This window comes from Streptomyces sp. MI02-7b (assembly GCF_033793585.1).
Lineage (GTDB): Bacteria > Actinomycetota > Actinomycetes > Streptomycetales > Streptomycetaceae > Actinacidiphila.
In genome coordinates this window covers 83,247-107,424 of record NZ_JARAWX010000023.1, presented here as the reverse complement: position 1 = coordinate 107,424, position 24,178 = coordinate 83,247, and the positions used below count along the sequence as shown (strand labels likewise).

The 24,178-nt window shown below is 73.5% G+C and carries 5 protein-coding genes and 1 pseudogene; 2 read left to right on the top strand and 4 right to left on the bottom strand.

What is annotated here, in order from left to right; genetic code table 11:
* Positions 1-16,180: pseudogene (locus tag PV364_RS31315) on the bottom strand (hypothetical protein); the annotation flags it as partial.
* Positions 16,181-16,360: 180 nt separating this feature from the next.
* Here PV364_RS31315 and PV364_RS31310 point away from each other — a divergent pair.
* Together PV364_RS31310 and PV364_RS31305 are read left to right on the top strand one after the other, a co-directional pair.
* Complete coding sequence (locus PV364_RS31310) at positions 16,361-17,224, top strand: hypothetical protein (RefSeq protein ID WP_319663854.1); 864 nt, start codon at positions 16,361-16,363, stop codon at positions 17,222-17,224.
* A gap of 49 nt (positions 17,225-17,273) precedes the next feature.
* Entirely contained in the window at positions 17,274-17,582 is a 309-nt protein-coding gene (locus tag PV364_RS31305; RefSeq protein WP_319663852.1) for a hypothetical protein, read from the top strand.
* A gap of 99 nt (positions 17,583-17,681) precedes the next feature.
* Here the strand turns inward: PV364_RS31305 and PV364_RS31300 are convergent, their stop codons facing one another.
* Genes PV364_RS31300 through PV364_RS31290 form a run of 3 tightly spaced genes read right to left on the bottom strand, consistent with a single transcriptional unit; the run spans position 17,682 to position 24,000 of the window.
* The gene (locus PV364_RS31300) at positions 17,682-22,232 is read right to left on the bottom strand and encodes an FtsK/SpoIIIE domain-containing protein (protein WP_319663851.1); all 4,551 of its coding nucleotides are present in this window, start codon (positions 22,230-22,232) and stop codon (positions 17,682-17,684) included.
* A 17-nt stretch (positions 22,233-22,249) separates the two neighbouring features.
* Positions 22,250-23,425, bottom strand: coding sequence for a hypothetical protein (locus PV364_RS31295; RefSeq protein WP_319663850.1), 1,176 nt, complete (start codon positions 23,423-23,425; stop codon positions 22,250-22,252).
* Positions 23,425-24,000: a sigma-70 family RNA polymerase sigma factor gene (locus tag PV364_RS31290; RefSeq protein WP_319663848.1), complete on the bottom strand. Its 576-nt coding sequence runs from the start codon at positions 23,998-24,000 to the stop codon at positions 23,425-23,427. Before PV364_RS31290 ends, PV364_RS31295 begins: the two co-directional genes overlap by 1 nt.
* Positions 24,001-24,178 lie beyond the last annotated feature (178 nt).

The following is a 24,178-nucleotide window of genomic DNA, read 5'->3' as shown; positions in this document are numbered from 1 at the left end:
CCTGCACACCGTGCGCGTCGGCGAGCGCCACACCCGTGTCCCGCAGACGGCCGTCGGCGCCGTGGACCACGAAGCCGCCGGTGGCGTCGTCCGTCACCCGGAAACCCGCGTTCTCCGGCAGCACCGTCAACCGCTCGCCGCGCACCGTACCCGCCGCGTCCGTCAGCACATGCCCGGCCGCACCGCGATCGACCACGAACAACCCACCCCGCACACCGTGCGCGTCGGCGAGCGCCACACCCGTGTCCCGCAGACGGCCGTCGGCGCCGTGGACCACGAAGCCGCCGGTGGCGTCGTCCGTCACCCGGAAGCCGTTGCCGTGGCCGAGATCGGTGACGGTTCCCGAACGGCGGGCGCCGTTCAGGTCGGTGACGTGGTGGGCCGCGCCCTCGGTCATCAGGACCCGGTCCGCGTCCGCCAGAGCGCCGTCGCCGCCGCTCAACCGGATGCCCTGGTCGACGTGGTGGCCCTGCGCGGTGAAGCGCGTGGTGACGCCAGTGCCCGTGTCGGTGACGCGCACATGACCGTCGCCCAGGAGGACCGCGTGCGGCGGCTGCCCCCCGGTGGTGACGACCCGGGGGTCCGCCGGGCGCCCGTCGGCGTCGATGCGCAGCTGGAGGCGCATTCCGGTCGGCTGGTGGCCGGCGTCGCGCATCGGGACGTCCTCGCCGATCCGCACGCCGCCCTGGTCGTACCTGACGACCGTGTCGGTGGGCGTGTGGCGGACGTCGAAGCCGCCGTCCCCCCGGACGGTGACCGTGCGGTCCGGGTCGGGGACAGAACTCTGGTCCACCACCCGGTGGGTGACGCTGCCGTCCGCCCAGGTGTTCCGCTCGATCCTGAGCCCCTGGGTCCCGGCCGGGCCGGGGTCGGACAGCGCGGTCGTGACCGTCGCCGCCGGCGCGGCCGTCGACGAACCGCTCCCGCCGCCGCCCGCGTTGACCGCGCCGCGCCTGGCGGCCTGCTCGTTGACCGCGTGCATCCGCTGGTCCGCGATGTGCGGATCCAGGCCGGTGTCCCGCAGGTTGTGGTACGCGGACTGCATGCGCTCCCGCGCCGCCAGCACCTCGCCCCGGGTGTGCGCGTCGACCGCGCTCACGCCCTGGGACGTGCTCGCCCCGCCGCCGCGCAGGTGGTCCTCCGCCTTGCCGAGGTCCGTCCTGGCGGAGGTGAGGTCGGAGTAGCGCTGCCGGAACGGCCGCCCCTCCCCGCCGAGCAGGTCCTCGACGGCGCGGTACTGGGACCAGGACGCGGGCTGGTCCGTCTCGTCGGCCCGGGCGAGCCAGGTCAGGGCTCCGTCGAGGCGGCCGCGGGTGCTCGCGCGCAGGGTGTCCCCCGACAGCAGCGGTCGGGCGCCGCGCGCCAGGTCGCCCCTTCCGCCCTGCTGGACGTCGTCCAGCGCGCGGTAGACGGCCGCCTCGTCCCGGGCCTGGGTCCGCAGGTCCCGGACGCCGGGAGCGCGCTCCGAGCCGGGCCGGACGCGCAGGAACCCGTCGGCCGCCGTGACCACCCGGTCCAGGGCGTCGGCCCGCCGGGCGAAGTCGGTCTCGGGGACGCCCCGCAGGTCGTTCAGGGCCTGGTCCACGGCGTGGATCTGAGACTGGCTGCGGATACCCGTCCTGGTCGCGGTCCGGTTCCGGAAGACGTCCGGGTCCAGCAGATCGGTGTGCGCGGGCCGCGCGGTCCCGGCTCCGCCCCCGGCGTGCACGGTGAGGTCCGGCGCGGCGGGGCGGCCGGGGTTGCCCGCCGGGCGGACGACGAGGTCGTCGACCAGCGCCGGGCGGGACGGGAGTTCGGCCGGCGGCGCCGGCGGAACCGCGTCCGTGCCGCGTCCACTGCCACTGCCGAGCGGACGGGTCTCCTCGATGTGCCGGACGGGACCGCCGTCCCGCCGGCCGGCCAGGAGGTCGTCCAGCACGCTGGGCCGCGACAGGACGCCGTCCACCGCCTTCGGCGGCGTGAGCACACGCGCCGCCGGGCCACCGGCGAGAGCGTCGTCCACCGGCTTGGGGGCCGGGGCCTCGTGCAGCACGGCGGCCGGCGCCGGGGTGTGCGACAGGCCCGAACCGCTCGCGGGGGCGGGGGCGGGCACCTCGTGGGTGACCCCGCCGAGCGTGGACGGCACCGGGACCTCCGGCGCGGTCCGGCCGGACAGGAACAGCTCGCGAGCCGTGTCGCTCAGGGCGATCACGCGGATCGGGGACCCGTTCTCCGCGGTCCGCTGGTACGCGTACACATAGGTCGACGATTCCTTCGTCATCCTGTCGACCCGGTTGCGGCCCACGCCGAAGGCGTCCTGGTAGCTCGGGCCGCCGGACTTCGGGATCTCGATGCTGCCGTCGCTCTCGACCAGCTTCTGGATCACCTGGCGCAGATCCTTGTCCGCAGCCGGCATCGCCCTGGCGATCTCACCGGCCAGATCACGCACGGGCGGCTGCTGGACCGCCGGCTTCCGCGGAGCCAGTTTCTCCTCGATCGTCCGCAGCAGCCCGTTGCGCTCGTCGAGCAGGCGCTGCGCCAGCTCCTTGCGCGCCCCCTCCGCGGACGCGTGGAAGCGCTGCGTGAGTTCGAGCGACGTCGTGACGTGCTGGTGCGCCTTCCTCAGGTTCCAGCGCACATTGCGATGGATACCCGTGATGCGCTCGGCACGCCCGGTTTCGGTGAGGTCGGTGCGCTTCCCGGTCGCCTCGATGCTGTCCATGCCGCTCAGCGCCTGGCGCAGCCGGTCGGAGGCCAGGTCGAACTGCTTGCCGGAGGCGCGGGCGACCGGGTCGACGGTGCCGTCGGGGAAGTAGCGGCCGTCGCCGTCCGCGTTCCAGACCTTCACCGGGCTGGGCCAGTCGCCGTGTGCCACGACGCCCTCGGCGGTGATGGGCAGGCTGCCGCCGAACTTGGCCTCGGGGCGGAACATCCTGGTGACGATCCGGCCCAGTTCGTCGGGCGTACCCAGGAGGCCGAGGACGTGCTTTTGGAAGTCGCCCCCGATGGAGGCCACTTCGCGCATCACGGACAGCGTGAGGCCCTCGCGCACGTGCTCGCCGTGGAAGACCTCCTGCTCGAAGGAGACCTGGCGCGTGCTCTTGTCCGGATAGGTGTACGTCCACCGGGTACGTGCCCCGGTGCCGGTGGCTCCCGGTTCGAACGCCGCGGTGCGGACCTGCTGCCCGCCGTGCTCCAGGCTCTGCATGGCCGGCCGGTCCAGCGGGTTGAGCTGGTCGTGGAGGGAGACCCAGCCGCCCCTCTCCTCCAGCACCTTGGCGTCGAAGACCAGCGTGGTGGGCCCGTACCGGGTCTGCATCGGCGCGTCGCCCGCTTCCATCCGGAAGAAGACGAAGTCGTCGTTGCCCAGGTTGGAGGTGTTGTTGGCCGAGCTCTTGCCGGAGGCGTAGAACTTCTGGCCACGGCGGCCCAGTTCGCCCTGTGACGCCATCTGCCCGCTGTTCTCGATGGCGCGGTACGCGGGGGTGGCGTGCTTGACGTGGTACGGGACCGCGTCGAGCTGCTTGCGCAGTTCGAGGAACTGCGCCCGGACCGGATCCGGCATCCCGGCCAGGAGGGTGTCGACCTCGGTGCGCAGGTTGTGGACGTTCGTCTCGGAGAGCGTGCGGACGAAGCTCGTCTGCTCGGCGGGTGTGAGCCTTTCGAAGTCCGCGAACACCGAGGACCACTGCCCCTGGTCGCCCGGGAAGACGGCCTTCCACTGGGTGCCGGCCGGCACCGCCTTGAAGGCCTGGTCGGTCCGGTACCGCCGGACCAGGTCCGTCAGCGAACGGGTCCGGTCCACCGCCGCCCGGGGATCGAACGCGCGGTCGGGGTGCGCGGGATCCCGTACCAGCACGTGCGAACCCGGCGCCCCCGGTCCCGCGGCGTCGACGGCCTCGTCGACGAGCTTGGCGTAGTGCCGGCCGACGGCCGCCCACGGCGTGTGCGCGTTGCGCAGCCCGTAGACACCGCCGGAGCCGGCGGCGTCCCTCACGAAGCCCCGCAGCCCGGTGTCCAGGTCGTCCGCGGCCTGCCGCAGCTCACCGGCCATGCCGCGCAACTGGTCGGGGGTCGGCCGGGGACCGGTCCCGTTCAGGGCCTCGTGCAGCCGGACGGCGCGGTTCTCGACGAGGGCGGACTGGTCCGCGATCTCCTGCCCGGTCCAGATCCGCTGCCAGAGGCCCGCGGGCTCCTCCGCGGTCGCGTCGCGCGAGAGCTCGTCGAGCCGCCGGGCGTGGGCCTGCAGCATCTCGGCGTGCTCGACGTCCCCGAGGCCGGCGAACCGCTCGACCAGGTGGTTCACCTCGTCCTGGGACAGGTAGCGCGCGTCCATCAGGTCCTGCACGGCGTCGGTCACCGCCTGCCGCGCCAGCGTCTCCTTGCCGCGGACGTCGTTGATCTTCCCCTGCAGCGCGTCGGTGCCCGTGACGGCCTTGCCGTCCTTCGCGGCCGTCTCCGTCTTCTGGGCCAGCTGCTGCTCGACGCCCTGCAGCTCCTCGACGGCCTTGCCGTGCTGCGACAAGGTGCCGTCGAGCCGGTCGAGCACGTTCCACGGGCGGCCGTCGATCGTGAAGCGGGCCGCCGAGCCGAACTCGTCCGTGACGCGCACGACGTCGCCGCGGAACAGCTCCACGCGGTGCGCCTGCCCGCCAGGGCCGGTGACCGTGGCGTCCGTGGCGTGCCCGCGCCCGTCCAGTTCGACGTGCAGGCGCGAACCGGTCGCGTTCCAGGTGGAGTCCAGCAGCGGGAGGTCGTGGGCGATCCGCAGGCCGTTGTCGTTGTACGTGGCGATCGTGTCGCTGGGCGCGTGGCGGACGTCGAAACCGCCGTCCCGGCGCACGGTGACCGTGTAGTCGGGGTGCGCCGCGAGGTCGTTCCCCAGCACCTGGTGGGTCCGGTCGCCGTTCTCCCAGACGCTCCGCTGGATCAGCAGACCGTTCTCCCCGCTGACCGCACTGTTGAACAAGGGCGTCTCGTCCGTGGACACCGGCACGTGCTCCCGCGGGACGGTGCCGCCGCTGCCCGCGTTGATCGCGCCGCGCTCGACGGCGGCCCGCTCGTTGATCTCGTGCATCCGCCCGTCGACGGCGAGCGGGTCGACACCCGCGTCCTGCAACTGGTGGAACGCGTCCGCCTCGCGGCCCCGCGCCGCCAGCACCTCGCCCTGGTGGTGCTGATCGACCACGCTGACGTGCTGCGACGTGCCCGCCTCGCCACCGCGGAGGTGGTCCTCGGCCTTGCCGAGGTCGGTGCGGGCCGAGGTGAGGTCCGCGTAGTGCTGCCGCGCCGGCTGCCCCTGGCCGCCGAGCAGATCGTCCAGGGCACGGGAGTCGTGGGTCCAGGGGTCGGCGCCGCCGCCGTGGGTACCGGCGGGGGGAGGGGTCGTGGTCGCGTCGTGGGCGACGGCGGGAGGCGTGGGTGCCGACGGGTGGGCGTCGGTCGCCGTGCCCGGGGGCAGCAGCAGTTCGCGGCCCTTGTCCGTCAGATGGAGCCCGTCGTCCGCGCCCCTGACGAGCCCGGCGTCCTTCAAGGCCGAGAAGGCCTTGGAGAACTGGTTCTTGCTGAGCCCGAACGCCGCCTTGGTCTCCAGGTCGACCTTGGAGTTCAGCAGCGGCCGGAACCCGTCGGAGTGGGCCAGCACCTTGGCCACCGACACCATGTGGCCGTTGGCCTTCGCCACCCCGGCGCCCTTCAGCGCGCCCTCCACCCAGGGCGCCGGACGCCGCAGCAGATCCTCCACGCTCGCGACGGCGGCGGCCGGCGGCTGCGCACCGGCGGTGCCGAGGGCCGCGACCGGAGGCTGTGCGGGGGGCGCGGCCTGCGCCGCGGGCGCCAGCCGGGCCTTGATGTCGTCCAGCAGCTTGGTGCGCTCGGCGAACAGCTTCTCGGCCATCTCCAGGCGGTCGCCGGTGGCGGTCCTGCGGAACTGGTCGGTCAGGTCGACCGACTGCTGGGCGTGCAGCTCCGCCTTGCGCAGGTTGAACCTGACGGAGTTGGTGTGCCCGCTCGCGATGCCGTTGTCGGCCTGGCGGACCTTGTCGAGCGCCTCGTCGTGCTGCTTGCCCGCGGCCCGGGCGATCGGGTCGACGGTGCCGTCGGGCAGGTACCGTCCGTCGCCCGCCGGGTTGTGGACGTCCACGAGGCCCGCCCAGCGTCCGGAGACCTCGGACCCCAGGGGCGTGAAGGGGAGGTTGCCGCCGAACTTCGCCTCCGGGCGGAACAGGTCGGAGACGACCTTGCCCAGTTCGTCCGGGTTGTCCATGACGCGGAGCGCATGGGCCTTGAAGTCGCCCCCGATGGACTGCACTTCGCGCACCACCGACAGGGCGAGCCCTTCCCGCACCTCCGCGCCGTGGAAGACCTCCTGCTCGAAGGAGACCGTGCGGGTGGACCTGTCCGGGTACGTGTAGGTCCACCGGGCCCGCTCGCCCGTTCCCGTGAAGCCCTCGTCGAACTCGGCCGCGCGGACGTTCTTCCCCTCGAATTCCAGGTTCCGCATGGTCGGACGGTCCAGGGGGTTGAGCTGGTCGTGCAGGGAGACCCAGCCGCCCCTCTCCTCCAGCACCTTGGCGTCGAAGATCATGGTGGTGGGCCCGTACCGGGTCTGCATCGGGGCCTTGCCGGACTCCATCCGGAAGAACACGAAGTCGTCGTTGCCCAGGTTGGACGTGTTCTTCACCGAGCTCTTGCCGGACGCGAGGAACTTCAGTCCGCGGCGCTCCAGTTCGCCCTGCGACATCATGAATCCGCTGTTGGCCATGGTGTGGTAGGCCGGTGTCGCGTGCTTGATGTGGTGCGGGAGGTTCTCCACCCGGGCGCGGAGATCGCGCAAGGCCTGGGCGTCACCGGCATCCAGCTTGCCGAGCAGGGTGTCGAACTCCTCCCTCAGCACCTGGATGTTCCGGCCGGAGAGGTTCTTGACGAACTCCCCCTTCTGCGTGGGCGTCAGGTTGTCGGGGAAGTCGCCGATCGCCTGGGCCCAGTTCCCTTCGGCGTCGGGAAGGACCTTCGTCCACTGCTTGCCCGTCGGTACGTCCTTGTACGCGCCCCACACCCGGTACCTGCGGGCGACGTCGACAGCCCCGCCCGACAGGCCGCGGGCCGCCTTGCCGACGAGGAACGGCTCGGAAAGGTGCACCGCCTCGCCCGGCCGGGCCGCGGTGAGGGCGTCGTCGACGAGCTTCACGTAGTGGTTCACGGCGACGACGAGCGCCTTGTTCTGGGCTCGCAGCGCGTACGCGCCACCGAGACGGGCGGCGTCCTTGATGAATCCGTCCGTCATCACGCCCAGCCGCCCGGCCGAGCCCTTGAGCTCGTCGACGAGGCCCTGGATCTCCGCGCGGCTCGCCGGGGAACCGGGCAGCAGCGCGTTCTCGAGGTCCGCGACCCGCACCCGCACGTCGCCGGCCTGCGTCCTGATCTCCGGCCCGGTCCACACTCCCTGGTCGGGACGTCCGGCGCCTTCCGGCGTACGGGCGAAGACGTCCAGGTCGTCGCCGTGCGCGCGGAGCCGTACGGCCTGGTCCACGTAGCTCGAACCGGCGAGCCGGTCGACCAGGCTGTTCAGCTCGACCTGGGTGAGGCTCCGGGAGCTGATGAGGTCGTCCACAGCGCCGTCGAGCACCGCCGTGGCCTTCTGCTCGTTCAGGAGGGCGTCGTCCACCTTGGCCTGGGCATCGGACAGCTTGGGGGAGTTGTCCGACAGCTGCGCAAGGTCGTTCTCGACCTGGCGCAGCTTGCTCCCCGCACCGGCGTGGCCTTCCAGGGCGTTGTTCAGCGGCGTGAGGTCGACCGGCGTGTGCGCCGTGGGCGCTGCCGCCGGCGGCTGGTGGGAGCCTGAACCCGAGGGCCCCGCTGTCGCCAGGTCGTCGCCCGCGCTCGTCGTCGGGTGCACGCCGCCGCGCAGCCGCGGGAACTCGTGGCCGAGCAGTTGCGCGGTCACGTCCTCCGACAGCGCCCGCACGGTCAGCCGGCCTTCGAGGGTGCCCAGCCGGTCCTGCACCACGTGGTAGGCCTGCTGGAATTCCGCCCGCGTCACCATTGCCTCGCCGCGCTTCTGCAGCTGCAGGTTCACCGTGTGGAACAGGTCCGTCTCCCGCGACAGCTCGGTGCGGACCGCGGTCGGAGCCTCCCTCCAGGACGCGGGCGTGGGCAGCGGGTTGAACAGATCGTTGTTGTGCAGCACGGTGCCGCGCAGGTCGGCGGCGAGGTTGCTGAAACCGGTGCCGCTCCACTCCTTCGTGAAAGCCCGCTCACCGCCGGTGATCGACACCTCGACCGCGTTGCGCTCCGCATGGTGGGTGACGGTCACGGTCAGCTCGTCCGGGTAGCCGGGCCGGCTCACCACGAACTTCACGACGTCCGGGTTGATGCCCTCGGTCCGGACGATCGCGTCGCCCAGGCCCTCCCAGCGCCGCACCGCGCCCTGCTCGAAAGCGCGGCCGAAGTCCTCGAAGGCCGTCCCCGACGGCAGGCCCTGCCACTCCTCGCGGAGCAGCGCGGGAAGCTCGGCGTTCGGGATCTGCTCCGCACGCACCGGAATGACGGTGATGCCGTCCGGCTCGACGCGGGGTTCGCCGGTCCGCACCAACCGCGTCGGCGACAACGTCACCTCCGACTGGTCGCTCAGCGCGACCGCGACGTCGTCGGACGCCCTCTCATAACCCGGCGGGTAATCCATCGCCAGCTTGCCGTGGTTCGCGGGCACTTCGATCTCGAAGACGACACGGTTGCTGTTGACGCCGTTCTTCGCCCACTCCGCCTGGAAGCCGCGGTTGTTGGACGTGGAGGCGGGCAGCCGCTCGATGAAGACATCGGCCTGCGCGGCGTGCGGGTCCATCGCCACACCGCGCCACACCGTCATCGGCTCGTTCGCACCCTCGTGCAGCAGGCCCTTGGTGACCCTGTTGAACTCCTCGACCTTGCCGATCAGGCCCGGATTCGCCTCCAGAACACCGGCGTTGAGATAACCCCCGTAACCCTTCTTCGACGTGAAGGCACCACCGATCACGTTCTGCATGAACAACTTCAGGTCGTTGTCCACTGCGGCCTTGCCCAGATGCGCACGCGCCAGGTCCGCGGCGGCAGTCCAGTTCCCGGCCTCACCCGGCGACACGCTCCCGGGCACCGCCACCGGCGGCCGCCCGGACGTCTCGGTCCTGATCAGCGTGCCCGTGGCGCGGTCGTAGACCTGGTTGCCCGCGGGCGACGCCACATGGATCTCGCCGTCGCCCACCAGCTTCGCCGGCCACGCCGAACCGCCGACCGACATGTCCGCCACCGCGTTGCCGGTGATCTTGATCTCGGCGCCCGCGAAGTGGCCGTCGGAGAACGACATCGTCTCCTGTGCGGTGCGCAGATTCGGCCCCAGCCGCTTGTACGTCCAGCTGTGGACGACCGTCCCGCCGCCGTCCAGCTCACGCACGGTGAACTGGGGGCCCTCCTGGACCACATCGAAGCGGTGCCCGCCCGCCACAGGGTTCCCCAGCAGCTCCGGAGTCTTGCCGCGCTCGGCACGCACGACGAACCCGTCCTGCCCCGGAACACCCACGACCGAACGGTTGTCGACCGGAGGCAGTGGCGCCGGCTGGTGCGAGCCCGAGGGACCGCCCGCGGCCAGATCGTCACCGACGGTCGTCGGGCGCGCGGCGCCCCGCACCCGCGGGAACGGGTGCCCGAGCAGCTGCGCCGTCACATCCTGCGACAGCACCCGCACCGTCAGCCGGTCCGCCACCGTGCCCAGCTGGTCCTGCACCGCGTGGAACGCCGTCTGGAACTCCGCCCGCGACACCGCTCCCTGACCGAGCTTCTTCAGCTCCAGGTTCACCGTGTGGAACAGGTCCGTCTCCCGCGACAGCTCGGTGCGGACCGCGGTCGCGGTGTGCGCCTGCTGCCAGGACGACGGGGTGGGCAGCGGGTTGAACAGCTCGTTGTTGTGGAGGACGGTGCCGCGCAGATCGGCGGCGAGGCTGCTGAAGCCCGTGCCGCTCCACTCCTTGGTGAAGGTGCGGTCGCCACCGGTGATCGACACCTCGACGGCGTTGCGCTCCGGGTGGTGGGTGACGGTCACGGTGAGCTCGTCGGCGAGACCGGGGCGGCTGACCACGAACGTCTTGACCGTGTCGGTGGCCTCCGTGCGGACGACCGCGTCGCCCAGCCCCTCCCACTGCCGCACCGCGCCCTGTTCGAAGGCCCGGCCGAAGTCGTCGAAGGCCGTGCCCGACGGCAGGCCCTCCCACTCCGCGCGGATCAGCGCGGGAAGCTCGGCGTTCGGGATCTGCTCCGCACGCACCGGAATGACGGTGATGCCGTCCGGCTCGACCCGGGGTTCGCCGGTGCGCACCAGCCTGGTCGGGGAGAGCGTCACCTCCGACTGGTCGCTCAGCGCGATGGCGTCGTCGATGGTCTTCTCGTAGCCCGGCGGGTACGCCATCGCCAGCTTGCCGTGGTTCGCGGGAACCTCGATCTCGAAGACCACACGGTTGCTGTTGACACCGTTCTTCGCCCACTCCGCCTGGAACGCGCGGTTGTTGGACGTCGACGCCGGGAGCCGCTCGATGAAGACGTCGGCCCGCGCCGAGTGCGGGTCCATCGCCACACCGCGCCACACGGTCATCGGTTCATTGGCGCCCTGGTGCAGCAGATCGCGGGTGACCTTGTTGAACTCCTCGACCTTGCCGACCAGGCCCGCGTCCGCCGTCAGCGCGCTGGGGTTGACGAAGCCGCCGTAACCCTTCTTCGAGGTGAAGGCACCACCGATGACGCCCTGCATGAACAGCTTGAGGCTGTTGTCCTCGGTCGCCCTGCCCAGGTGTGTACGGGCCAGGTCGGTGGCGGCCTTCCAGCTGTCCGCCTCGGCCGGCGGCAGGTGCAGGTCCGCGGGCGGGCTCACCGGCGGCCGGCCGGACGTCTCGGTCCTGATCAGCGTGCCGGTGGCGCGGTCGTAGACCTGGTTGCCCGCGGGCGACGCCACATGGATCTCGCCGTCGCCGACCAGCTTCGCCGGCCACGCCGAACCGCCGACCGACACGTCCCCCACCGCGTTGCCGGTGATCTTGATAGTGGAGCCGCCGAAGTGGCCGTCGGAGAACGCCATCGACTCCTCGGCCGTACGCAGCTGCGGACCCAGCCGCTTGTACGTCCAGCTGTGGACGGCCGAGCCGCCGGCGTCCAGTTCACGGACGGTGAACTGGGCCCCGCCGCGCTGGACGTCCACCACCTCGAAGCGGTGCCCGCCGACGGTGGCGTTGCCCACCAGCTCCGGGGGCGTACCGCGCTCGGCCCGGACGACGATCCCGTCGTGACCGGGGATGCCGACGACCGAGCGGTTGTCGATCGCCGGCAGCGCGGGCGCCTGGTGCGCGCCGGACGGGCCGCCGGTCGCCAGGTCGTCGCCCGCGGTCGTCGGGTGCATCCCGCCCCGCAGCCGCGGGAACTCGTGCCCGAGCAGCTGCGCCGTCACATCCTGCGACAGCGCCCGCACCGTCAGCCGGTCCGCCACCGTCCCCAGTCGGCCCTGCACCGCGTGGAACGCCGTGTCGAACTCCGCCCGCGACACCGCTCCCTGGCCGAGCTTCTTCAGCTCCAGGTTCACCGTGTGGAACAGGTCCGTCTCCCGCGACAACTCACCGCGCACGGGCACCGGCGGCGCGGGGGCGGGCTTCGGCCGGGGTGCCGGTGGCGGCGGTGTCGGCCGGGTGTCGGCGACCTTCGCGGCCTCGTCGAGCAGGTCCGCCCGCGGGGCACCGTGCGGGTCCAGCAGGCCCGCGGTGAAGCGGAGGTCCTCGAAGCTCTCGTGGACGCCCGCGCCGGCCGCGGGAGCCGGGGCCGCGCCGCGCCGCGGCTTGGGGAAGACCGGCACCGTGTCCACGGTGAACGAGAAGTTGTTGTCGCGGGCGAACGTCTCCAGGACGGTCTTCTGGGTGAGGGCCTCACCCGCCTTCGCCGCGTCCGCGCCGTCGTGGAAGAGCACGACGCGGTCCAGGTCCTGCCAGGTGATCCGGCCGTGGATCTGCGCCTCGATGTATTGCTGGAGCCGGGACGGCAGGTCGCCGGAGTCCCGCAGGCCGCGGTAGGTCGCGTCGAAGGCGAAGTCGGTCGCCTCGGCGAACGCCAGCCGGACCAGGGAGTCGGGGCCGTGGTTGAGCAGCGGCGCCATGTTGCCGAGGCCGGTCACGCCTTCCGCGCCGCGCGGGCCGCGGCCGAAGCTGTCGGTCGGTGTGAAGGTGGCCCGCTCCATCACCTGCGGCTTGAGGTGGAAGACGGCCGAGCCGTACTGCTGGAGCGCCTGCGGCCGGTGGGAGGAGGTCAGGGCCGCGTAGCCCGGCAGGGTCGAGCGGTCGAGGTCGGTCGGGGCGAAGAGCTCCCCGGGGTCGTTCGTACGGCCGGGGTAGACCCCCGCCCGGTCCGGGCCGCCGGTGCGCTTGACGGTGCCGGCGTAGCCCAACGACTCCTCGGCGGGGCCGCGGCTCTTGAAGAGGTAGCGCAGGTGGTCCGGGGTGGCCTCCCAGGCGTTGCGCACCAGCACGGTGTTGTCCCGCACCATCGCGTCCAGCACGGAGCCGCCGGTGCCCTTGACCGCCTTGCCGAGGTCGACGTTGACCGTCAGGGTCATGTCGTTGCGCAGGTGGTGCAGGACCTTGGTGACCAGGGAGTCCATCACCCCGTCGATGCCGCCGCCCACCAGGTACGGCTTGGCCCACGCCCAGTCGCCGCTGCGCAGCTTGGAGATCAGTGCGGCACGGTCGATCTCCAGGCTCCGCAGGGCGCGCCGCTCCACCATGACGAGCGCGGCCACCTGCGGGGTCCGCAGGTCGTTCCAGACCGGTCGGCCCTCCAGGCCGCGGAAGAGCTCCAGGTCGTCGGTGAGCGAGGCGATCCGCGTGTCCAGGGCCGTGATCAGCTCGTCGTGGGTGGCCGCGGCGCGCGCCTTGGTCAGGGCGTCCATGTCGGCCTGGAAGGCGCGTTGGGCGTCGGCGGGGTGCTGCAGCCAGTGGGCCACCGTCAGGTCGCGGCTGGTGGGGATCAGCACGTGGACGTCGCGGCCGGTGGCCTCGCCCGCCCTCGTGCCGTCGATGACGACATGGCTCGCTGGGGGTACGGGGGTCACCGACTGGACGACGCCGGGAGGGCCGGCGGGCACGTCGTGGTGCCCGCGCAGTCCCCGCAGCCAGCGTGAGACGGGCGAGCCGCCCGGCAGCACGCCGTAGCGGGCCTCGACCTCGCGCACCTCGGGGAGCGGGGAGCCGCCGGTCGCCTCGGACCACTGCCGCTCGGCGAGGGCCTGGTCCATGTCGGCCCGGACGAACCGGTCCCAGGCGTGCGCGAGGGCGGAGCCGTCGGCGTGGCCGGAGCTGCCGACGCCCTGCAGGTGGCGCTGCTCGATGTCCTCGAAGTCGTCCAGCGCGTCGTCCCAGGCGCGCCGGGTGTCGGTGAGGGCGACACTCGCGTCGCCCGTGGCACGCCAGTCGCCGCCGGGCGGGGTGGCGTCGAGGTCGTGCGGCGTGGCCGGCGTGGCGCGTCCCTTGCCCTTCGGCGACACGTGCGGCAGGTCCGACACGTCCGGGCCGTGGTGCGGGACGGCCGTCCCGGCGCCGGGGGCGCCGGCGGAGTGCGGCTCGGTGTGCGGGGTCTGCGGGCCGTGGCCGCCGGTGTCCGGGCGGACCGGGGTGGCTACCAGGTCGTCGGCGGTGGCGGGGACCGCCGGGCGGTGGTCCCCGGTACGGGCGGGCGCACCGGCGAAGGCGTGGCCGGCGTCGCCGTTCTTGGCCGGGGCGCCGGCGAAGGCGTGGGTGTCGGCGGGGCGCACGCCCGGCCCGGTCTCGACGAGGTCCAGGGCGGCGGCCCGGGTGCCGTCGACCGGGGCGAGGGTGTCGCCGCCGGGACGCACCGGGCTGGGCGTGGGACCGTTCGCGGCCGACGTGCCGGGGGTGAGCCGGTCGGGGACGGCGCCGCTGCGGGGGGAGCCCGGGGAGTGGAGGAGTTCGTCGAGGTGGAGGCGGGTCTGGTTGGCCGTCAGGGCGCTGGCGGTACGGTCGCCGAACTGGGCGCCGGAACCGGCCGGTACGGGGCTCTGGGGGCCGTTGCGGCCGCCCGCCGCGAGCAGGTCGAACGCGGAGGCGCCGGTGCCGTCGGCGCCGTGGTGCGCCTGCCCGATACCGGCGATCGGCACGTGGCCGCCCGCGGCCGCGCCGCCCGGGGTCACCCCGGCCGCGAGATCGTGGCCGGCCGCGGTGACCGGCGGCGGCGCCTGGGCTCCGGTCACCGCGGAGTGCAGGACGCCGTTGCCCGGGCCGGGGGTGCCCGGGGTGAGCAGGTTGCCCGCGGCGGCGGTGCCGGGCGGTGGGGTCTGCACGCCGCCGACCAGGATGTTCCCGTGGCCGTGCGCGCCGCTGCCGGCGCCCGGCAGCAGGGTGTCGAGGTGGCCCACGGCGCCCGGGGGCGGTGCCTGCACGGCGGTGAGCGCGGAGTGCGCGGCGCCCGGGACCGGGGTGCCGGTGGCGAGGTTGACACCCTGCACCGCGGGAGCCCCGGCGGATCCCGGCAGGTAGAGACCGGAGGAGTGGAGGCTCGGGGCCGAGGAGGCGGCGCTGACGCCCAGCCCGGCGTCGGTGCGGCCGCCGAACGGGGTGAAGCCGTTCATCTGAAGGTTGTTCAGGTGGGCCTTGGGGATGTCGACGAGGGCGTCGAGCTGCCGGGAGGCGTGGAAGCCGAGTCCGGCCCGGTCGCCGATGGCGCCGACGTTCCCCATGTGCAGCGAGGGGGTGCGCAGCGCGGACGCGAGGTCGACGGGACCGAGGTTGAGGTCGAAGGGCCGCATACCGGCGTTGGCGCCGGCCCAGTCGCCGAGCCGGACATTGCCCAGCTCGACGCGCGGCATGTCGACGAGCGCGTCCAGGCCGTGCGGCCCGCCGTGCGGGATCGGCACCGCGCTGATGCCGTGGCCGACCGCCCCGGCGAGGGGCGCGCCGAAGATGTGCTGGCCCATGACACCGCGCTCGAAGAAGCCGATGCGCAGGGCGCCGCCCAGGCCGTACTGGCCGATCTCGCCGGCGTCCACGGGGAGCAGCAGGCGCAGCCACTTGCCGCCGCCGAGCTCGCGGACGCCGAAGTCGTAGGTGGCCTTGGCGCCGGTGGTCAGTCCCTCCCAGCCGATGGTCAGGCCGCGGCCGAGGCCCTTCCAGCCGGCGGCGAGGCCGCCGCTGATGATCTCCGGCAGTCCGCGGACCACGCCGGGGATGCCGCGCAGGCCCTGCACGACGGTGATGCCGCCGCGCTGGATGACCATGCCGGCGAGGCCGGGCAGGTTGTGGATGCCCTGCATGACCCACAGACCGCCGACGCGGATCCAGGTCGTGCTCAGATGCACGAAGTCGCGCAGGCCCGGCATGATCGTGGTGAACCGGAAGCCGTTGGTGAACAGGTTGCGCAGCGCCTGGAAGGCGGTGCTCGCGATCGCCTTGAACCCCTTGGCGAAGGCGGTGCCGCCGGCCTTGATGATCTGGAAGATCGGCAGGGCCTTGGTGGTGGGGGCGATGATGCCGAGGCCGGCGAGGAAGAGGTCGAGGAAGTTGGCGTCGCCCTTGGCGAAGTCGACGATGGTCTTGATGAAGAGCGTGAGGTTGACGCCCAGGGCGAGCAGCGCGATGGGGCCGCCGAAGATCAGCGCGGGGATGATCAGGATGATCGCCAGCCACTGGAAGGCCTCCCAGAACACCTGGCACTGGGAGATCGGGAGCTGGATGTTGGCGACGCCGTTGATGCTGGAAGCGGCGGTTCCGGCCGCCTCGCCGTGCTCGGTGCCCGCGCCCCTGGCGGTGGTGGCGTAGGTCTCGCGCTGCGGGTCGTCGGCGGAGAGCCCGCGGCCGGCGTTCAGCGCGCCGTCGGCCCTGCCCTGGAGTTCGACGAGCTTGTCCGCCCAGGTGGTGAGCGCGTCCGCGGCCTTCTCGAAGGACTGGGCGACGTCCTCGATATGGCCGCGCAGCCGGTCGTCGACCTTGCCGCGCAGGGCGTCGGCGGCCTGGCCGACGAAGATGCTGTCCCCGGCGGTGTTCATCACCGCGTCGATGGCCGCGCTGATCTCCCGGGCGTTGCCGCCCATGGTCTTCAGCTCGGTGGACAGCTGCCTGATCTGCTCGGGGTCACCCGGAGTGGGGTCCCCGGAGAGTCCGATCGCGTCCCAGTCGGTCGGGCGTGCCATGGGTTTTCCTCCCGGTGACGACGGGACGGAGCAGGGACCGCTCCCTCATCCCGACCACGCACGAACCCGGGGCGCGGTTCACGTGACCTGCGTTACACAAGCGCCCGGTGATGAACCACGGGGGCCACCCGTGCGTGGTCCTGCTGACCGGAGTCTCGACGGGGTAGCCGGGAGGCCCTCATGCCCGACAAACTCAAGATCGACTACGACGTCCTCAACGACGCCAAGACCGACCTGGACAACCTGGCGAGCGGCATCGGCCCGCTCTTCGACACCGGCCTGTTCGCGCAGCTCGGCAACGGCGACGGCACCGCGGTGCTCGGCGACGCCGGGCTGGCCTCGGCGCTGAGCAGCTTCTACGACAACGCCCATTCGACGATGACCCGGGCCGACAAGGGCATCAAGGAGCTGGCGAGCGCCTTCGGGTCGGTCGGCGAGGCGTTCTTGTCCTTCGACTCGGAACTGGCCCAGGGCATGGGCATCACGGGCAGCAACCTGGCCCTGCAGAACTATTACCGCGACAAGGACCTGTGGGACTACAAGCAGAAGCACATGGACCAGTGCGTGCCCGGTCCGGACGGCTCGATGCCGGACTTCTGCTCGGCCACGGACCCGGGCCAGCCCCCGCTGGACCAGCACATCAAGACCGCGCGCGGCGACGTCCACACCCAGCTGACGGTGGACGACAAGGGCAACGTGGTCAAGGAGGTGTCCACCGTCACGTACGACGGCAAGACGTACACCTCCACCACCAACTACAGCAACGACGGCCGTAGTTACACGACGGACACCTCGTACCCCGACGGGTCCACCGTCCACTCGGAGACCAACCTCAACACGGACGGCAGCGGCAGCATGGTCGTCACCAACAGCGACGGTGACAAGACCGAGTACACCCGCGGCCCGAAGGGCGCCGACGGCAATCAGCCGGACTGGGTGCAGGTCGGCGGCAACGACCCGGACGACGGCGACGGTGGCGGCGGTCACCAACCGCCCCCGCGCCCGACCGGTGGCGGCGGCGGTTCCAGGCCGAGCATCGCCTGACGGCAGCCCCTGCCGCGTTCCCCTCTCGATCCCAGAAAGACAGGACACCATGGCTTACAACGGCATCAACCTCGACTACGCCAAGATCGAGGAGGTCGTCAACCTCCTCCACAACGCGCACGAGAACCTGCTCCCCACCCTGAGCAACCTGCGCAACCAGGTCAACGCGCTCGTCGACGACGGCATGGTCTTCCAGCAGTCCAGTGAGGTCATCCGGACCACCTACAACAACTTCGACACGAGCCTGCTCGCCGCGGTGAAGGGCATCAACGACTTCTCCGAGATGTTCAAGGGCATCAAGGAGAACGCGATCCAGTTCGACCAGGGCATCAGCAGCAGCCTGCAGGGCAACAACTGACCTTCGGGACACGGCGAGGGGGCCGGACCGGAAGCGTGCTTCCGGTCCGGCCCCCTCGCCGTACTCGTCGTACCGCCGTGGCGTGCGGGCCGTCCGCTCTCAGTCCGCCCGGAGCGTGGTCAGCGGCACCTGAACCGCCATCACCGTGCTGCCGGGTCCGGCGGTCCAGCCGCGGCCGGGGTGGGTGACCCCGCGGACGACGCTGCCGGTCAGGCGCACACCGATCAGGTCCCCCTCGGCCATCGTCTTGGGGGCGAGCAGCAGGCCGCGGCGGGCCCGGCGGGCGCTGACCGTCCAGCCGCTCATGCCGCCCTGCAGACCGTCCGCCGAGGCGGCGTAGACCAGGCCGAGGCCCTGGTCGCGGCCGGAGAGGGCGATCTCCTTGAGGACCTTGTCGGCGGCCGGATTCATCAGCAGGTCGGCGTCGTCGACCACGACCGCCCGCGGCCCGGGGAGCGCGTCCAGCGCCGCCCGCACGTCCTCCGCCGACGGGTCGGCGTCGGTGAGCACCCGGACCGTGCCGTGCCGGGCGAGGGCGCGCAGCGGCGACTCGCGGGGCGTGAGGACGACCAGGGAGGTGCCGCCGGCCAGCAGCGACACCGCCAGTGACGCGAGGGTGTTGCTGCGCCCGGACCCGGCGGGCCCGAGCACGCCGAAGACCGACGAGGAGCCGGCGAGGTCGGCGCCGACCGGCTCGCCCGCGTCGCCGCCGACGCCGAGCAGGCCCCACAGCGGGCGCCGGAACTCGGCGGGCACCTTGTCGTAGGTGTCGGAGAACTCCACGGAGCGGGGCAGCGAGGCGATCTGGAACGGCCGGCGCGCCTGCGGCACGCGGGCGTCCCGCTTGCGGGCTTCGTCGCCGATGGTGCGCAGCGCCTCGGCCTGCTCGGTGCCGCCGCCCCGGGCGAGCAGCGCCACCTGGGTCTCGGTACCGGTCAGGACGTGCCAGCCGCGGCCGGGCGGGATGTTGGAGGGGATCTTGCCCGGCATCAGGCCGACGGCCTGGTAGTCGCTGCGGTCGCCCTGGCGCAGCAGCAGCTTGTGGTCGTTGTGCGCCGCCATCCGGCCGCCCAGCAGGGAGCGTTCCGAGCTGGCGACGACGTGGATGCCGGCCGCGGCGCCCTCGCGCACCAGCCGGACGACCTCCTGGACCAGGGCTCCGTGGTCGTGGTCGTCCAGGATGGCCGACAGGGAGTCCCAGCCGTCGATGAGCAGCAGGATGTGGGCGGGGCGCTCGGACTCCGGCAGCAGGCGGCGCAGTTCGGCGATGCCGGTCGCGTTGTGCTGCTGGGCCAGGTCCTGACGGTTCGTCAGCTCCTGGTTGAGGCGGCGCAGCAGGCGGCCGAGGCGCTCCATGTCGTGCCGGGAGACCACGGCGCCGCAGTGCGGCAGCGAGCTGAGGGCGGCGAGGCCGCCGCCGCCCGCGTCGATGCCGTACAGGTGCACGTCCGCGCTGCTCACCGCGCGCGCCGCGGAACCGGCCAGGGTGCGCAGCACCTGGGTGCGGCCGGAGCGCGGGGAGCCGATGACGTACAGGTGGCCGAACGTGGCGAGGTCGGCGACGGCGACCCGGCGCTGCTGCAGCGCCGGAACGTCCTCGAGCGCGTACGGGATGAGCAGCCGGCCCTCGCGGGTGGTGCCCATGGCCTCCAGGTCCGCCAGCAGCGTCTCGTCCGACAGCGGCGGCAGCCACGGGCTGGCCTCGGGCGTGAAGCCCTCCAGCCCGTCCGCGGCGGCCCTGATCTCGGCGACCAGCATCTGCAGGTCGGTCGGCGCCGGGGCCTGCGGGGCGCCGGCGGCCACGGTGACCGTCTCGGCGGGCAGCGTGGCGGACCGGCCCAGTCCGTCCCAGGACAGCTCCGCGGCGCGGACCGGCCTGCGCTTGCCGGCCTCGTCCTCCACCGCGCCCGCGTCCTTGGGCCGGGGGCGTTCGGCGCCGACCCAGGCGGTCTGGAACGGCTCGGACTGCTTCGGACCGCGGCGGATCAGGGCCCGTCCCGGGGTGGCCGACGAGATGTCGACGGCGTCCCGGGTGTCGATGATGTCCTGGCTCTCGTTCTGGTCGGTGACCCGCAGCGCGATCCGCAGGTTCGTGTTGGCCCGGATGTCGCCGGTCACCACACCCGCCGGGCGCTGGGTGGCCAGGATCAGGTGGATGCCGAGCGAACGGCCGCGCTGGGCGATGCTGATCAGACCGGGGACGAAGTCGGGGACCTCGCGGACCAGGGTGGCGAACTCGTCGATCACCAGCAGCAGCCGGGGCAGCGGCTTCAGACTCGGGTCGGCGGCCCGCTTCGCCTGGTACTCGGGGTGGTCCTTGGCGTCGGCGGCCGCGAGCACGTGTTCGCGGCGGCGCAGTTCGGCGCCGAGCGACTCCAGGGCCCGCTCCACCAGGTGGGCGTCGAGGTCGGTGACCATGCCCAGGGTGTGCGGCAGTTGCGCGCACTCCTTGAAGGCGCTGCCGCCCTTGTAGTCGATCAGGACGAAGGTCAGCTCGTCGGGCCGGTTGGCGGCGGCGAGCGAGGCGACGAAGGTCTGGAGCAGCTCGGACTTGCCGGAGCCGGTGGTGCCGGCGACCAGTCCGTGCGGGCCGTCCTGCACCAGGTCCAGGGAGAGCGGCCCGTCGAAGCCGGTGCCGATCACGAAGGACGTGGACGCGGGCCGGTTCCGCCAGCCCTCCAGGAGGGCTTCCGCGTTCGGCGGCTCCTGGTCCAGCAGGTCCAGCAGCGCCACCCGCTGGGGGAGCCCGGCGTCGTGCTCGGGGCTGACGTCGCGCACCGGGGCCAGCGCGCGGGCCAGTTGCTCGCACCACTGCGGCGCGACCTGGTCGGCGCGGACCGACGGGACGTCGGGGGTGCCGGGCCGCTTGACGGTCAGGCGGCCGCCGGCGGCGAGCACCACGCCGGTGCTCTCCTCGGGCAGCAGCCGCTCCTGGTCGTCCAGGCAGACGCTGAAGACGCGGACGCCCGGGCCCTCGGTGAGCACCTGCACCATGCCGGGCACGTCGCGCAGGCGCCGGGCGCCGTCGGCGATCACCAGCACGTCGGGGCCGCCGGGTCCGGCGTTGCGGTCGGTGCCGGCCGCCCGCTTGCGCGCCTGGATCTGCGAGACCAGCTCGCCGACACGGGCGTTGGTGGACTCCGGGTCGTTGCCGATCAGCACGACGGGTCCCGCGGTGGCCGCGGGCCGCAGGTGCGCCAGCCACCGCACCCAGGCCCAGTCGGCGGCCCGCTCGGGCTCGGTGAGGACGACGATCCGCAGGTCCCGCGGGCTGTGCAGGACGGCCGCCTGGACCACCAGCCAGCGGGCGAGCGGCTGCACGTCCGCCGCCGGGCCGGCGAGGCCGACCACGCCGTGCGCGGGGATGTCGACGCCGATGGGCGTGTCCGGGATGTTCCAGCGGATCGAGCGGTGGTTCTCGTCGCGGGAGGGGTCCTCCAGCTCACGGAGCGAGGGCTGGTCGGCGGTGCCCAGCCGGAGCACCAGGTGGTCCGGGTCGTGCCGGCGCCGCTCCCACAGCCGGCCGCCGGGACCGGTGGCGATCAGGGCGACCGCGGCCGGGTCGGGGCCGGTGACGTTGCGCACCCGGCGCTCCCGGGCGACGGCCTCCCGGACGCCCTCCTCCAGCGTGGCGCGGCGGCGGGAGTACTGCCGCTCCGCCTCCTCGTAGTCCTTGCGGGAGGTGCGGCGGCCGGTCACCCAGTTCGTCACCAGCATCGCCGGGCCGAGCATGATGAAGACCAGGTAGTAGTACGACTTGAAGACGCTGATCATGAAGAAGCCGAGGATCACCGGCGACAGCATCATCACGGCCGGGAACGGGCGCTTGTTCGGCGGCGTCGGCGGCGACGGCAGCCGGACCCGCTCGGCGTCCAGGTGCGGGGCGATCCGCGGCGGGCGGTTGTAGTCGATCCCGTAGCCGTCCGCGGACGGCGTCACCGCGGCGTCCGGCTCGACGGGACCGCTCAGGCGCAGCAGCACCGCCCCGACGGTCAGGTCCTCACCGGCCGGCCACGGCACGGGCTGCCCGGGGGCGCCGGTGCGCTCGGTGGCCGCGCGCGGCGGGCGGATCCGGCGCAGCGCCGTCACCGCGTCGTCCGGCGGCGGTGCGGCCACCCGGGCCCGCACCGTCTCGCCGGGCAGTTCCCCGGTGCGGTGCCAGGAGGCGGTGCCGTCCGCGGCGACCGTCACCCACAGGCCGCGGACGGGGACGCCCTCGGCCGCGGCGTCGAGCCGGATCGCGCAGAGCGGGTCGGAGCCGATCTCGTGGCTGCCGGGACCGAGCCGCCAGGTCCGCCCGGCGCCGGGGCCGGACACGACGTGCAGCTCGGCCAGTTCCAGTTCGTCGTCGCCGGCCAGGCGCACCAGGTCGGCGGTCCCGGCGGGGGCGCCCAGTCCCAGCAGGCTGCCCTCCCGGACCCCGGTGCCGGCCACCGGCGCGGCGGGGTCGAGGCGGGTGCCGCCGGCGTACAGGGGCCGGGCGGCGGGGGCGGCGGCGGCCGCCCACTCCGGTCCGTGGCCGGCGGCCGGCTGCTCCTCGTGCTCCAGGGCGGCGGCGAGCTCGCCGACGGTGGCGTCGGCGGGCAGCCGCAGCTGGTGGTCGCGGCGGAGTCCGTCCGCGCTGTCCACGGTGGTGATGGTGAGGTTCACGATGTCCCGTCGGTGCGTCAGGGCGTCGGGGGCGCGGCGGAGACGCCGGCGATGCCGGACGTCGTGGGCTCGGCGAGGTCGTCCAGGCCGTCGTCGGCGACGGCGGTGGACGGGGTCCGGACGGCGGCCCGGGCCGGGGGCGTCTCGGAGGTGACACCGAGCGTGAAGTCGGGCTCGGCCAGGTCGTCGTGGGGTGCCGCGGCGACGCCTGCGGGCAGGACGTCGGGGTGCTCCACGGGCGCGACCTGGACCGGCGGCTCGTCGTCGGGGCCGGGGCCGCCGGACGCCGGGTGGGGCGGCAGCGCGTTCAGCGCCTTCACCACGGCGCGCGCGAGCGGCAGGGCGTCGATCCGCCCGACGGCGGGGGCGCCGTGGACGGTGAGCATCCCGTCCGGGGAGGCGGCCAGCAGCCGCACCCGGCCGCGGGCCGGGCCGAGGGTCAACAGCCGGACGTCGTCCGGCACCGGCCGGGACGGCGCCTGCGCGGTGACCACGAAGCCGACGCCCGGCTGGTCCACGATCTCGTCCGCGGGGCGGCCCGGGTGGCGCGGGTGGACGCCGTCGGAGACCGCCACCGTGCCCGCCGGGAGGCGCACCTCCAGCTGGGCCGCGAGCGCCTGGAGGACCGCGCGGGCGGTCCGGGGCGCGCCGTGCACGGAGACCGCGGTGGGGCCGGTGGCCAGGTCGAGGAGGACGGCGTGGCGCCCGTCGGTGCCCGCGCAGACCAGGAGCGGCGCGGCGGCCCCGCCGGCGCCGCCGACGTCGCCGCGGGAGATCCACCACAGCAGCGGGTCGGCGGGGTCCGCGGCCCACGGCTCCGGCGGGACGGGGGCCGGGGAGCCGTTCGCCGTTCCCGCGGCCACCAGCACCCCGAGCAGGTCCGGGCCGGCGAGCACCCCGTACGGGCGGGCCGTCGGGTCCACGTCACCGGCCATGGCCACGGCGCGCTCGGCGTCGGCCCACAGGTCCCGGTCCCGCAGCAGCCGCACCAGCAGCCGCAGCCCGCTCCGGTAGCGGATCTCGGTCCGCACCGGCCCCGTGAACGCCCGGACCGTCAGCCGTGCTTCGTGCCGTGTACGGCGCAGCAGCGCCTTCCATCCGCCCCCGCGCCTGACGAGCCAGTGCGTCACCGCCACCACGAGGATGGCGGCGCCGGCCAGCCCGAACCAGGTGGTCAGCCCACCGTCGCCCATCACGCCGCGGCCTTTCCGCGAGCGGCGCCCTGCGCCGGGCGGCCGTAGCCGCGCGCGCCCAGCTCGTCGCGGAGCGCCCGTATGCCGTGGTGGGTGCGGGACTTCACGGTGCCGCGCGGCACCCCGAGGCTCCGGGCGACGTCCTCGCCGGCCTCACCGAGCAGGTGCACCCGGGTGACCGCCTCGCGGTGCGCCGGGGCCAGCGTGTGCAGGGCGTCGACCAGCAGGCGGCGGTCCCCGACCTCGTCCGCGTGGTCCGGGACGCAGGCGGTGGTCGCCGCGGCGAAGTCGTCGGGGGTGACGCCGACCGGCACGGTCCGGTTCCTGCGGACCCGGTCGGCGACGAGGTTGCGGGCGACCCGGAACAGCCACATGCGGATCGGACGGTCGCGCCACTCCAGGAGCGGCGCGTGCTGCCAGGCCCGGAGCAGGGTCTCCTGGACCACGTCCTCCACGGTGTGGGGGTCGCGTCCTATCAGTCCCGCGACATAGCGACGGAGACTGTCCCGTTCGGCGACGAGGAGCCCGACGGCGTCGGCCAGGTCGTCCGCACGGTCATGGTCGGCGAGGCTCACAATCTCCCCAGGAGTCGGAAGTGTTTGCGGCGGTGTTTGTGGCGCAGATCAAATCAGCGCCCGTCATCGGGCGTACACCGCACTCGGGGCGAGGGCGGCCGGAAAACGGCCGACCGTTCACTCCGGTGATGGTACAGCCGCCAGAATTCGCTACCGTGTCCCTGCCCCCTCGAACGCC

Bases quoted from the DNA above. Each gene is read 5' to 3' on its own strand.
- PV364_RS31305 (WP_319663852.1), top strand. From the start codon at position 17,274: ATGGCTTACAACGGCATCAACCTCGACTACGCCAAGATCGAGGAGGTC.
- PV364_RS31295 (WP_319663850.1), bottom strand. From the start codon at position 23,425: ATGGGCGACGGTGGGCTGACCACCTGGTTCGGGCTGGCCGGCGCCGCC.
- PV364_RS31310 (WP_319663854.1), top strand. From the start codon at position 16,361: ATGCCCGACAAACTCAAGATCGACTACGACGTCCTCAACGACGCCAAG.